This window comes from Mesorhizobium sp. P3_A10, from assembly GCF_056403175.1.
In genome coordinates this window covers 379,200-390,930 of the sequence record NZ_JBFUFZ010000005.1, presented here as the reverse complement: position 1 = coordinate 390,930, position 11,731 = coordinate 379,200, and the positions used below count along the sequence as shown (strand labels likewise).

11 protein-coding genes, 1 other RNA gene and 1 pseudogene are annotated in these 11,731 nt (G+C 63.0%); 9 read left to right on the top strand and 4 right to left on the bottom strand.

Annotation, left to right across the window (positions count from 1 at the left end):
• Positions 1–9 precede the first annotated feature (9 nt).
• A complete protein-coding gene (locus tag AC1DXU_RS21225; protein ID WP_477372135.1) occupies positions 10–657 on the bottom strand; it encodes a c-type cytochrome in 648 nt (215 codons plus the stop codon).
• 191 nt (positions 658–848) lie between these two features.
• On the opposite strand from AC1DXU_RS21225, the gene AC1DXU_RS21220 reads away from it, so the two are divergent.
• Both AC1DXU_RS21220 and AC1DXU_RS21215 read left to right on the top strand, forming a co-directional pair.
• Entirely contained in the window at positions 849–1,577 is a 729-nt protein-coding gene (locus AC1DXU_RS21220; RefSeq protein ID WP_477372133.1) for a 3-deoxy-manno-octulosonate cytidylyltransferase, read from the top strand.
• 12 nt (positions 1,578–1,589) lie between these two features.
• Positions 1,590–2,453 carry a prephenate dehydratase gene (locus AC1DXU_RS21215; RefSeq protein ID WP_477372132.1) on the top strand — a complete coding sequence of 288 codons (864 nt, stop codon included), beginning with the start codon at positions 1,590–1,592 and terminating at the stop codon, positions 2,451–2,453.
• Here the strand turns inward: AC1DXU_RS21215 and AC1DXU_RS21210 are convergent.
• Genes AC1DXU_RS21210 through AC1DXU_RS21200 form a run of 3 tightly spaced genes read right to left on the bottom strand, consistent with a single transcriptional unit; the run spans position 2,450 to position 4,177 of the window.
• Complete coding sequence (locus AC1DXU_RS21210) at positions 2,450–2,755, bottom strand: Dabb family protein (RefSeq protein WP_477372130.1); 306 nt, start codon at positions 2,753–2,755, stop codon at positions 2,450–2,452. The genes AC1DXU_RS21215 and AC1DXU_RS21210 overlap by 4 nt on opposite strands.
• On the bottom strand, positions 2,752–3,720 hold the full coding sequence (nudC, locus tag AC1DXU_RS21205) for an NAD(+) diphosphatase (protein WP_477372128.1): 969 nt from the start codon (positions 3,718–3,720) through the stop codon (positions 2,752–2,754). The genes AC1DXU_RS21210 and nudC overlap by 4 nt, the downstream gene beginning before the upstream one ends.
• Before the next feature lie 37 nt (positions 3,721–3,757).
• Positions 3,758–4,177 (bottom strand): HIT family protein, encoded by a 420-nt coding sequence (locus AC1DXU_RS21200; RefSeq protein WP_477372126.1) that lies wholly within the window; start codon positions 4,175–4,177, stop codon positions 3,758–3,760.
• A gap of 154 nt (positions 4,178–4,331) precedes the next feature.
• On the opposite strand from AC1DXU_RS21200, the gene ffs reads away from it, so the two are divergent.
• The 7 genes and pseudogenes from ffs to AC1DXU_RS21165 all read left to right on the top strand — a co-directional run bounded on the left by ffs (position 4,332) and on the right by AC1DXU_RS21165 (position 11,724).
• Positions 4,332–4,428: signal recognition particle sRNA small type (gene ffs, locus AC1DXU_RS21195), an RNA gene on the top strand.
• A gap of 105 nt (positions 4,429–4,533) precedes the next feature.
• Positions 4,534–6,336, top strand: a complete 1,803-nt coding sequence (locus tag AC1DXU_RS21190) for a DNA polymerase III subunit gamma/tau (RefSeq protein ID WP_477372125.1) — start codon at positions 4,534–4,536, stop codon at positions 6,334–6,336.
• 31 nt (positions 6,337–6,367) lie between these two features.
• Positions 6,368–6,691 carry a YbaB/EbfC family nucleoid-associated protein gene (locus AC1DXU_RS21185; protein ID WP_477372123.1) on the top strand — a complete coding sequence of 108 codons (324 nt, stop codon included), beginning with the start codon at positions 6,368–6,370 and terminating at the stop codon, positions 6,689–6,691.
• A gap of 217 nt (positions 6,692–6,908) precedes the next feature.
• Positions 6,909–7,859, top strand: a complete 951-nt coding sequence (locus AC1DXU_RS21180; protein ID WP_477372121.1) for a cell wall hydrolase — start codon at positions 6,909–6,911, stop codon at positions 7,857–7,859.
• A gap of 76 nt (positions 7,860–7,935) precedes the next feature.
• Positions 7,936–8,541 carry a recombination mediator RecR gene (gene recR, locus AC1DXU_RS21175; RefSeq protein WP_477241542.1) on the top strand — a complete coding sequence of 202 codons (606 nt, stop codon included), beginning with the start codon at positions 7,936–7,938 and terminating at the stop codon, positions 8,539–8,541.
• Positions 8,542–8,581: 40 nt separating this feature from the next.
• A complete protein-coding gene (locus AC1DXU_RS21170) occupies positions 8,582–9,817 on the top strand; it encodes a lytic murein transglycosylase (RefSeq protein WP_477372265.1) in 1,236 nt (411 codons plus the stop codon).
• Between the two features lie 264 nt (positions 9,818–10,081).
• Positions 10,082–11,724, top strand: a pseudogene (locus AC1DXU_RS21165) (ABC transporter substrate-binding protein).
• Positions 11,725–11,731: the final 7 nt, after the last annotated feature.

Genomic DNA, 11,731 nt, shown 5'->3' with positions numbered 1-11,731 from the left:
ACAATTTCGTTAGTTGGCCGGCGCTGCCGGTGCCGCAGCCTCGGCCGGCTTGGCTGGCGCTGCACCTTCGGCGGGCTTGGCCGGCGCCGTTGCGTCGGCAGCGGCACCCGGCGCCGGCAGCGGCTTCGGGCTGTCCGAAAGCGTGCGCAGATAGGCGATGACGTTGGCGCGGTCCTCGTCCTTGGGCAAGCCGGCGAAGCCCATTGCCGTGCCCTTTACGAACTTCTTCGGCGAGGTGATGAAGTGATTGATGTTGTCATAGGTCCACTTCTCGGTGCCGCCCTTGGAAAAATCCTTCATGCCGGCCGAATAGGCAAAGCCCTCATGCGCGGCGACCGGACGGTCGATCAGGTCCCACAGATCGGGACCGACCTTGTTGGGGCCGCCCTTTTCGCCGGAATGGCAGGCCTGGCATTTCTTGAAGACGGCAGCGCCTTGCTCGACATTGGCAGTGGCCAAAAGGTCGGCGATCGGCTTGGCCGCTTCGGCAGGCGCCGCCGGGCCGCCTTCGGCAGGCTCGGCCGCCTCGATGGCGAAGCCGGGTTTTTCCGGCGCCGGCGAGGCGAACAGTGCGTCAGACACCAAACCGACCGAGAAGACCACGAAACAGGTTCCGAGCAATCCGGCGAGCAGTTTGTTGACTTCGTTGGAATCCATACGCCCCAGGCTCCCTTTTCCGGCGGACCTCTCCGTCCACGCGTCCGTCGGTATCGCGACCCACCCCGCGGAGCCGGTCAAATCGGGCGGAAACTAGGTCTTTTGCTCAGGCGTTGCAACACCTATAAGGGCGCTTCCAGTGAGACCTTTTGCCACTTTCCCCATCCTCTTTTCGAACGCCTGCTGACTTCATGTCCACGCTCATCCTCATACCGGCCCGCATGGCCTCGACTCGCCTGCCGGGCAAGCCCCTGGCCGACATTGCCGGCGCGCCGATGATCGTCCATGTCGCCCGCCGCGCCGCCGAGGCCGGGCTTGGCCGGGTGGTGGTGGCAACCGACACGCAAAGCGTGGCGGAAGCGGTGCGCGCGCATGGCTTCGAGGCGGTGATGACGCGGAGCGACCACGAGTCGGGCTCGGACCGCATCTTCGAGGCGCTGACCACGCTCGACCCCGGCCGCAAGGTCGAAACCATCGTCAATGTCCAGGGCGACCTGCCGACCATCGACCCCGAAATCATCGGCGCGTCGCTGAAGCCGTTCGAGGATGCGGCGGTGGATATCGCCACGCTCGGCGTCGAGATCGTCCGCGACGAGGAAAAGACCAACCCCAACGTCGTCAAGATCGTCGGCTCGCCGCTGTCGGCGACACGGCTCAAGGCGCTCTATTTCACCCGTGCCACCGCCCCCTGGGGCGACGGGCCGCTCTATCACCACATCGGCCTCTATGCCTATCGCCGCACAGCCCTCGAGCGCTTCGTCGCGCTAAAACCGTCGCCGCTGGAGCGGCGCGAGCGGCTGGAGCAGTTGCGGGCGCTGGAGGCCGGCATGCGCATCGACGCCGAGATCGTCCAGTCGCTGCCGCTCGGCGTCGACACGCCGGAAGACCTCGAACGCGCCAGATCGATCCTTTCAACCTGAGATATTTGCGTCATGCCTGAAAAGACCAACAGAATATCCTTCCAGGGCGAGCCGGGCGCCAATTCCGACACCGCCTCCCGCAACGTCTATCCGTCGATGGAACCGTTGCCGTGCCCGACCTTCGAGGATGCCTTCAATGCGGTCGAGACCGGCAAGGCCGATCTGGCCATGATCCCGATCGAGAACACCATCGCGGGCCGTGTCGCCGACATCCACCATTTGCTGCCGGAATCGAAGCTGCACATCGTCGGCGAATATTTCCTGCCGATCCATTTCCAGCTGATGGTGCTGCCGGGCGTGAAGCGCGAAGAGATCAAGACCGTGCACAGCCACATCCACGCGCTTGGCCAGTGCCGCAAATACATCCGCAAGAACGGCTGGAAGGCGATCGTCGCCGGCGACACGGCGGGTGCGGCCAAGCTGGTCGCCGAGGTCAAGGACCGCACAATGGCGGCGCTGGCGCCGGCGCTGGCCGCGACGCTCTATGGGCTCGACATCATCGAGGAAAATGTCGAGGACACCGACTCTAACGTCACCCGCTTCGTCGTGCTGACCAAGAACAAGCAATGGGCCGAGCGTCCGTCGCCCGACACCAAGATGATGACGACCTTCATCTTCCGCGTCCGCAACGTACCGGCCGCGCTCTACAAGGCGATGGGCGGCTTTGCCACCAACGGTATCAACATGACCAAGCTGGAGAGCTATCAGCTCGGCGCATTCACGGCGACGCTGTTCTATGCCGATATCGAGGGTCATCCCGACGATCCGCTGGTCAAACTGGCGCTTGAGGAGCTGCGCTTCTTCTCCCGCGAAATGCGGATCCTGGGCGTCTACCCCGCCGCCAATTCGCGCGAGGAATGGAAAGTCGCGGATTAGACAAGCAGGCCCAGCGGCACATAGTCGATCTCGAGAAACTTCTCGACCTCCGGCACCCAGCGGTCGCGCACGAAGGCGACGTGGTCGGGATGGTCATTGTACCTGGTATAGGCGGCCTGATCGACGAACTCCATCGAGAAGCCGAAGTGGTAGTCGTTCTTGGGGCTGACCTGCCGCAGCGGCTCGAAATGCGTGACGCCCTTGATCGCGCTGAGGATTCTCTTGGCGTCGGTGAGGAATCTTTTTTCCTCCAGCGAGTGGGGCGGATGCTTCAGCGTGAAGATGACGGTGTGACGGATCATGTTCGTACTCCTGCGACATCTCTTGTTTCGCTGTCGACCCAGGCGCGGATCAGGTGATGCGCGATCGCGCCTTTCGGCGGCGTGACCAGATTGTCCTTGTGCGTCCTGTCCAGCATCAGGCGTACCTCGTCGCGGAAAAACCAGCGGCAGTCTTCGAGTTCGTTGAGGTCGGCCTGGATGTCGTCGTTGAGCGGTTCGCCGAAGCAGCCGATCATCAGCGAGTAGGGAAACGGCCAGGGCTGGCTGGCGTGGTAGACGACGCGGCCAAGCCGGATGCCGGCTTCCTCCAGCGTTTCGCGGCGTACCGCCGCCTCGATCGTCTCGCCCGGCTCGATGAAGCCGGCAAGGGCGGAATACATGCCCGGCCCAAAATGCCGGCCACGGCCAAGCAGGCATTTTTCCGGGGTTACCGTCAGCATGATCGCCACCGGGTCGGTGCGCGGAAAATGCTCGGTGCCGCAATTGGGGCAATGGCGCTTGTAGCCGCCGGCCCGCATGTCCGACTGGGTGCCGCATTTGCTGCAGAAGCGGTGGCTGGCATGCCAGGCGAGCAAGGCCGCCCCTTGCGCCAGCGCACCAGCAGCCGTCTCGTCGATCAGCCCTTGCATATAGACCGAGCGATAGTCGATGGCCTTGATGGTTTCAGGAAGCTGCTCAGGCTCGATCGCGACCGGCACCGCCAACACCGGGCCGCTCTCGGAAAAGCCGAGCAGCACGCCCTGTTCGGGCGAGGCTGTAAGCGGCTGGCTCTCGGCCAGATGGAACCACGGGTCGAAGCTGCCATCCCTCAGCTTCAAGTGAAGCCGGCCGCCATGCATCAGCAAAAGCCTTGCCGAAGGGTCGGCCAGCGCCTTCTCGACGGAATCGTCGGCACGGTTTTCGGATTGCCGGTCGATGGTGTTGCCGGCAAAGCCGACGAACTGGCTCGGCTCGCGCAAGGGCGCGTCAAACAGGCGGAAGGTCATGCAGGGGACTCGAAGGCTGGGATTGGCACGGACAGGCTTATAACGCCGCCTTGATCTGTTGCGCAAACTTGCGGATGTCGGAGCGCTGATAGGGTTCACGCATGCCGTGCCCCCACACCGGCCCCGGCCAGCCGGGATCGCCTTCCGAGCGGGCGATGACATGAACATGCAGCTGGCGCACGATATTGCCGAGCGCGCCGGTGTTGATCTTGGTGCAGCCGGTCACCTTTTTCAGCGCCTGCGCCACCATGTTGGTCTCGAAGGTCAGCATCGCCTGGTCGAGCGGCGTCAGTTCGTGGATTTCCTCCGAGCCCGGCCGCTGTGGCACCAAAAGCAGCCACGGCCAGCGGCGGTCGTTCATCACGCGCAATTCGCACAGCCCGAGCCACATCAGTTGCTCGCTGTCCGCCTCCAGCCTGGAGTCGAGCGTGAATCCGGCCTTGAGGCCCGGCAGCATTGGTGTTTCCCTCACTTTTGCGGCTTTTTTCAAACTTATGAACGCTAGAGCGGCTGCAAGGGGGCTGCAAGCGAATCCTTGACCGGCTCCGGCCTGCGTTGCGGATTCTCATGCGCACTTGCATTTCATCGCGCAATTGCCGATATGGAAAGCGGGAGGTTGGTGGTGGACGATCCACTCGCCAACCGGGTCAGGTCCGGAAGGAAGCAGCCCTAACGAGCCCGGAACGGGTCATTGTTCCAGCCTCCCACCTCATCGGCCCCTCTCGCGACATTGACGACGCATTGCAGCGCGGGCGAGACTATTAGCAGGAATCGGCCACCCTCGGACGCGGCCTTTTGGAGCTTTACGGGCGAATGAGCGAAGCCGGAAATTCGGGGACGGAAAAGGCCGGCGCCTATCGCGTTCTGGCGCGCAAATACCGTCCCTCGAATTTCTCCGAACTGATCGGCCAGGAGCCGATGGTCCGCACGCTGACCAATGCCTTTGCCACCGGCCGCATCGCCCAGGCCTGGATGCTGACCGGCGTGCGCGGGGTCGGCAAGACGACGACGGCGCGCATTCTGGCGCGGGCGCTCAACTACAAGACATCAACTGTCGATCAGCCTTCGATCGACCTTGCCGTGCTGGGTGAGCATTGCCAGGCGATTATGGAAGGCCGCCATGTCGACGTCATCGAGATGGACGCGGCGTCGCACACCGGCATCGACGACATCCGCGACATTATCGAGCGCGTGCGCTACGCCCCGGTGTCGGCGCGCTACAAGGTCTACATCATCGACGAAGTGCACATGCTTTCCACCCAGGCCTTCAACGGCCTGTTGAAAACGCTGGAAGAGCCGCCGCCACACGTCAAATTCATCTTTGCCACCACCGAAATCCGCAAGGTGCCGATCACCGTCCTGTCGCGCTGCCAGCGCTTCGATCTCCGGCGCATCGATGCCGGCGCGCTGGTCGCGCATCTCGCCTCGATTTCGGCCAAGGAAGGCATTGCCGTCGACGACGATGCGCTGGCGATGATTGCGCGGGCCGCCGAAGGCTCGGCCCGCGATTCGCTGTCCATCCTTGACCAGGCGATCGCCCATGGCGGCGGCGCGGTCACCGCCGAAGCGGTGCGTGCCATGCTGGGCCTGGCCGACCGCGCCCGCATCGTCGACCTGTTCGAACATGTGATGAAGGGCGACGTGGCCGCCGCCTTGGCCGAATTCCGCAATCAATACGACACCGGCGCCGATCCGGCCGCGGTGCTGACAGACCTTGCCGAATTCAACCATCTCGTCACCCGGCTGCGTTTCGTGCCGACGGCGCTCGATGACGCCTCGCTGTCCGAGGACGAGCGTGCGCGTGGCGCCGATTTTGCCAAGGCGCTCTCGGTCCGGGTACTGTCCAGGACGTGGCAGATGCTGTTGAAAGGCATTCCCGAGGTGCAGTCGTCCAACCGGCCGGTCAGCGCTGGCGAGATGGTGCTGATCCGGTTGGCGCATGCCGCCGACCTGCCGACGCTGGACGAGGCCTTGAGATCGCTGGAGGGCACGGCGCCGGCTCAAAATAGCGCGCCGCGCTCGAACGGCGCACCGGCAAGCCCCGGCAATGGCGGCGGCGCCAGCGCTGTGGCGCAGACCCGGATGCCGACGCCCAGCGGTGGCGCGCAGACCATGCGATTGGTCGAGACCGAGCCGATGCCTGCCGCCTTTGTTGCACCGCCCGAGCCTGTCGCGGAAGTGCCGCCGGTGTCGCTGAAATCGCTGGCCGACATCGCCGCCCTTGCCGACGCCCAGCGCGACATCGCCTTCAAGGTGCTGGTCAAGCGCTGCATGCGCCTGGTGCGCATCGAGCCCGGCCGCATCGACCTCAGCCTGACCGACGATGCGCCGAAAATGCTGCTCAACGATCTGACCACCAAGCTGCGCGCCTGGACCGGGCGCAGCTGGCTGGTGTCGCTGTCGAAGGAAGCCGGCGGCCAGACGCTGGCCGAGATGGAATCGACCAAGCGCGAGAACGCTTTCCTCGATGCCAAGAGCGACCCGACCGTCGCTGCCATCCTGGCCCGCTTTCCCGGCGCCAAGATCATCGACGTGCGCATTCCCGACGCGCCGGAAGTCGACACGGACAAGACCGAAGTGCCGGTCGAGCCGCCGACCGACGACGACGAAACCTGATAGCAGGCGCTAATCCGCAAAGGACCTGACCATGAAAGATCTTCTCGGCCTGATGGGCAAGGCGAAGGAAATGCAGGCCAAGTTCCAGGCCATGCAGGACGAGATCGCTACGCTGGAGGCCACCGGTGTGGCCGGTGGTGGCCTGGTCGTCGTGACACTGACCGGCAAGTTCGAGATGAAGTCACTGAAGATCGATCCGTCGCTGTTTAGGGAAGACGAGGTCGAGATTCTCGAAGACCTGCTTCTGGCGGCCCACAATGACGCCAAAAATAAGGTCGAGCAGGTCATGCAGGAGAAGACCAAGGCGCTGACGGCAGGCTTGCCGATACCGCCGGGGATGAAACTGCCGTTTTAAGCCGGTGGCTACCAGTTAATTGATTATGAACGGAAATCTGCCGTCGGCCCCAGTGTTAACGGTTTTCCCGGCAGTGTTCACGGCGTTGTTTCCAAGCATTCATAAAGTTTTACCCAAGCTGCACGAATGCTAATCCTTTAGCCATCTTTTTGCCTTTAAGAGTCTCATTCTTGCCACATCTCGGGGCGGGCTGGCATCTGGAAATGAGGCATTTTTGTTGATCGCGACGCGATGGAAGACGCCGCTTTTACTCGGCATTATCTTCTCCCCTCTGTTCCTGGCGGGTTGCAGCCAGACCACGTCTTCGCACGGCATATCGGTCGCCAGCCTGACGGATGCTATCACGCCCAGTTTCCTGAGCTCACGCCCCTTCAGTCACACGCCGAAGGACAAGGAGTGCCTGGAACGGGCGATGTTCTTCGAGTCCAATCGTTCGAGCCGTGACGGCATGATCGCCGTCGGCACCGTCGTCATGAACCGGTTGCGCTCGGGCCAGCATGGCAGCACCATCTGCGACGTCGTCGGTGAGCCAGGCCAGTTCGCCCCCGGCGTGATGACGCGGCCGATGAACTCCAAGGCGATGCCGGATGTCGAGGAAGCCGCCGAGGCGGTGCTCAAGGGCGAGCGCAAGGCCAAGCTCAAGAACACGATGTATTTCCACACCGCAGGCCTGCGCTTCCCTTACAAGAACATGCACTACACCATGGTTGCCGGCGGCAATGCCTTCTACGAAAAGCGCGGCCGCAACTGGCAGCCGCTGCCGGACGAGCCGACAATCATGGTTGCCTCTGCCGAGCCAAAGGCGCCGGTGCCTGCCGCGCCGGTTACGCTTGTCGCCTCAGCTGAGCCGGTAGAGCCTGTCAAGGCGACAGCCGCCAAGGCAACCTATATGACCGCCGGCGTGGCGCAGCCGGTAAAGTCCGCAAGGGTGAGCCCCGCCAAGCCGGTCCTCGTCAAGCCCACCGCCAAGCCGACAATGGTGGCGATGCAGGAGCCCATGCAGGAGCCGGATGCCGCCCGTTTCGGCGGACCGGCGCAGCCCCAGGTCATCACCTCGTTCCCGGCCGCGCCGCAGCAAGCAGCGATGGCATTTGAATCGACGCCGGAGAACACCGACGCCGTCGGCGCCATGATCGCCGGCGAAAGCCTTTCGCTGCAGGCAAACTAGGCGGCGGCGTTCGATCGCCGCGTCCTTTGCGCGTTGATACGTTCCAAAGCGCGTCAAAAAATCCTAAACCGGTGCGATGTCCAAGCGAATCGCCGGTCCCGAGATTGAACGCCTGATCCAGCTCCTGGCCAAGGTGCCGGGGCTCGGTCCGCGTTCTGCCAGGCGCGCAGCCCTCCACCTCATCAAGAAGAAAGAGCAGCTGCTGTCGCCGCTCGCCGCTGCGATGAGCGAGGCGGTCGATAAGGTGCGCATCTGTTCGACCTGCGGCAATGTCGATACGTCGGATCCTTGCATGATCTGCACCGATCCGCGCCGCGATGCTGCCACGCTCATCGTCGTCGAGGACGTCTCCGACCTGTGGGCGCTGGAGCGGGCGGCCGCCATGAATGTGCGCTATCACGTGCTCGGCGGCACGCTGTCGCCGCTCGACGGCATCGGTCCCGAACAGCTCAACATCCGCTCGCTAGTCGACCGCGTCGCCGGCGGCGAGGTGAAGGAAGTGATCCTCGCCGTCAACGCCACCGTCGAAGGCCAGACCACCGCGCATTACCTGACAGACCAACTGTCCGGTTTCGAGATCAAGGTGACCCGGCTGGCGCATGGCGTGCCGGTCGGTGGCGAACTCGACTATCTCGACGAGGGCACGCTGGCCGCCGCATTGCGCTCGCGGACGGCGTTTTGACGCAATTGGCGGGCAGGGAATGCGAATGAAGCCTGCTTCCATGAAATCGGCCCTTGTCTTTTTCTGCCTCGCTTTGATGGTGGCCGTCTCGGCCGCCCCCGCCTCCGCCGCAAAAATCGACGACCAGTTCCACGCCTGGTTGCAAAGCGACCTCTGGCCAGAAGCCAAAACGAAAGGCATCTCCAAAAAAACCTTCGATGCCGCTTTCGATGGCGTGACGCCCAACCTGAAATTGCCGGACCTGGTAAAGCCGGGCGAGAAAGCAACAACGCCGCAAAAGCAGCATCAGGCCGAGTTCGGTTCGCCCGGCGCCTATTTCGCCGAAAAGACCGTGCGCGCCGTCACCGCTGGTGGCCGCACGCGCGAGGCTGCCAATGCCAAGACGCTGGCCGCTATCGAGAACCGTTATGGCGTGCCGGGTGAGGTGCTGCTGGCGATCTGGGGCCGCGAGACCGGATTTGGCGCCGCAAAAATGCCCTATGATGCCTTCGAGGTGCTCGGCACCAAGGCCTTCATGTCGACCAAGAAGGACTTTTTTCGCACCGAACTGCTGGCCGCACTCGAGATCGTCGAGCGCGGGCTGGCCCCGGTCGGTGCGATGAAATCGTCCTGGGCCGGCGCGCTCGGCCAGCCGCAATTCATGCCGACCTCGTTCCTGAAACATGCCGTCGATTTCGATGGCGACGGCCGCGTCGATATCTGGAATTCGACGCCGGACGTGCTCGCCTCGATCGCCAACTACCTCGTCCACTATGGCTGGGTGAAGGGCCGCGGCTGGGGTTTTGAAGTGACCGTGCCGGAAACGGTCTCTTGTTCGCTTGAAGGCCCTGATCAAGGCAAGAAGATTTCCGAGTGGGCGGCGATGGGCATCAAGCGCGTCGGCGCAAAACCGTTTCCGGCCAGCGAATTGAAGGCCGAAGGCTTTCTGTTGATGCCGGCCGGGCGCAGCGGTCCGGCCTTCATCGCCACGCCCAATTTCTACGTGCTGAAGCAATACAACACCAGCGACCTCTACGCCCTGTTCATCGGCCATGGCGCCGACCGCATCGCCCATGGCGACAGCGATTTTTCCGGCAGCTGGGGCGCCGTCGGCGGCCTCTACCGCTCCGACATTGCTGGCTTGCAGCGGGCGCTGGAGGCCAAGGGTTATGATGTCGGCAGTGCCGATGGCTTGCCCGGTTTCAAGACGCGCCGCTCGATCGGTGAGTGGCAGGCCAAGAACGGCCGCGCCGCCACCTGTTTCCCCGACGCCGATCTGGTCGCGGCGCTGAAGTAGCCATAAAACTTAGCAGATTTTTCCCGATTGGCGGCTTCAATTAGCCGGCATATGCGTCGACGCGGCCCTGCCCATTCTGGTCCAATAGGCTGTCGTGCAAATGCTCGTTGCCGGCTTGAAAGCTGCCGGATATGGTGTTGACCAATTGGACAAAAACCACGACGGTAAGGGGTCAGAGAGCCGTCGTGCGGCCCGGAACTAATTCTGCAGCCTGAGCCGGGAACTCAGGTCAACAAACCAACAAAACAGGGAACAGTCAAAATGATGATGATGGAAAAGTTTGCTCTGCGCTCGCGCGTCCTGCTCGCGGGCGCAGCCATGTCCGCGCTGCTGCTGGCCGGTGCGCCGGCTGGCGCGGTTACTCCCGCCGACACGCTGGTCGAAGGTTTCGCGATCGACGACATCATCTCCATGGATCCGGGCGAGGCGTTCGAGCTCTCGACCGCCGAAGTCACCGGCAACACCTATGATCTTCTTGTCCGCCTCGACCTTAGCGACACGTCCAAGGTCAAGGGCGATCTCGCCGAAAGCTGGGCCGTCTCCGATGATGGCCTGACCTACACCTTCAAGCTCAAGCCGGGCCTGAAATTCGCCTCGGGCAATCAGATCACCGCGGCCGACGTCGCCTACTCGTTCGAACGCGCCGTCAAGCTCGACAAGAGCCCCGCCTTCATCATCGGCCAGTTCGGCATCAGCGGCGACAACGTCACCGAAAAGGCCAAGGCAGTCGATGACGCGACCCCCAGTTCACGGTCGACAAGGCCTATGCGCCGAGCTTCGTCTTGAACTGCCTGTCGGCAACTGTCGCTTCGGTCGTCGATGCCAAGCTGGTCAAGGAACATGTCGCGGCGGTGACGCCGAGCGCCGACTACAAATGGGACAATGATTTCGGCAATGCCTGGCTGAAAACCGGCTATGCGGGCTCCGGCACCTTCATACTGCGCGAATGGCGTGCCAATGAAGCGGTCGTCCTCGAGCGCAACGACAACTACTACGGTGAAAAGGCCAAGCTCGCCCGCATCATCTATCGCAACATGAAGGAAAGCTCGGGCCAGCGCCTGGCGCTCGAAGCCGGCGACATCGACGTCGCCCGCAATCTCGAGCCGAACGACCTCGACGCCATCGCCAAGAACGCCGATCTCACCACCACCAGCGCGCCGAAGGGCACGGTGTACTACGTCAGTCTCAACCAGAAGAACCCGAACCTCGCCAAGCCCGAGGTTCGCCAGGCCTTCAAATATCTGGTCGACTACGATGCGCTGAGCTCGACCATCCTCAAGGGCATCGGTGAGATCCACCAGACCTTCCTGCCGAAAGGCGTGCTGGGCGAACTGGACGAAAACCCGTTCAAGCTCGACGTCGCCAAGGCCAAGGACCTGCTCGCCAAGGCCGGTCTGCCAGACGGCTTCAGCGTAACCATGGACGTACGCACCGGCCAGCCGACCACCGGCATGGCGGAATCGATCCAGCAGACGCTGGGACAGGCCGGCATCAAGCTGGAGATCATCCCCGGCGACGGCAAGCAGACGCTGACCAAATACCGCGCCCGCAACCACGACATCTACATTGGCCAGTGGGGTCAGGATTACTTCGACCCGAACTCGAATGCCCAGACCTTCGCCTCGAATCCGGACAATTCGGATGCCGGCAAGTCGCATACGCTGGCCTGGCGCAATGCCTGGGACATTCCGGATCTGACCAAGGAGACGGAAGCCGCCTTGCTCGAAAAGGATGCCGGCAAGCGCGCCGATATGTACAAGGATCTCGAGAAGAAGATCCTCGACACCAGCCCCTTCATCATCATCCACCAGCAGCTGGAAGTGGCCGGCCTGCGCAAGAGCCTCAAGGGCTTCGCGCTCGGGCCGAGCTTCGACTCGAACTTCGTCGGGCCGGTTTCCAAGGAATAGCGTTTTC

Bases quoted from the DNA above. Each gene is read 5' to 3' on its own strand.
- AC1DXU_RS21215 (WP_477372132.1), top strand. From the start codon at position 1,590: ATGCCTGAAAAGACCAACAGAATATCCTTCCAGGGCGAGCCGGGCGCC.
- AC1DXU_RS21185 (WP_477372123.1), top strand. From the start codon at position 6,368: ATGAAAGATCTTCTCGGCCTGATGGGCAAGGCGAAGGAAATGCAGGCC.
- recR (WP_477241542.1), top strand. From the start codon at position 7,936: ATGTCCAAGCGAATCGCCGGTCCCGAGATTGAACGCCTGATCCAGCTC.
- nudC (WP_477372128.1), bottom strand. From the start codon at position 3,720: ATGACCTTCCGCCTGTTTGACGCGCCCTTGCGCGAGCCGAGCCAGTTC.
- AC1DXU_RS21200 (WP_477372126.1), bottom strand. From the start codon at position 4,177: ATGCTGCCGGGCCTCAAGGCCGGATTCACGCTCGACTCCAGGCTGGAG.
- AC1DXU_RS21170 (WP_477372265.1), top strand. From the start codon at position 8,582: ATGAAATCGGCCCTTGTCTTTTTCTGCCTCGCTTTGATGGTGGCCGTC.
- AC1DXU_RS21210 (WP_477372130.1), bottom strand. From the start codon at position 2,755: ATGATCCGTCACACCGTCATCTTCACGCTGAAGCATCCGCCCCACTCG.
- AC1DXU_RS21225 (WP_477372135.1), bottom strand. From the start codon at position 657: ATGGATTCCAACGAAGTCAACAAACTGCTCGCCGGATTGCTCGGAACC.
- AC1DXU_RS21220 (WP_477372133.1), top strand. From the start codon at position 849: ATGTCCACGCTCATCCTCATACCGGCCCGCATGGCCTCGACTCGCCTG.
- AC1DXU_RS21190 (WP_477372125.1), top strand. From the start codon at position 4,534: ATGAGCGAAGCCGGAAATTCGGGGACGGAAAAGGCCGGCGCCTATCGC.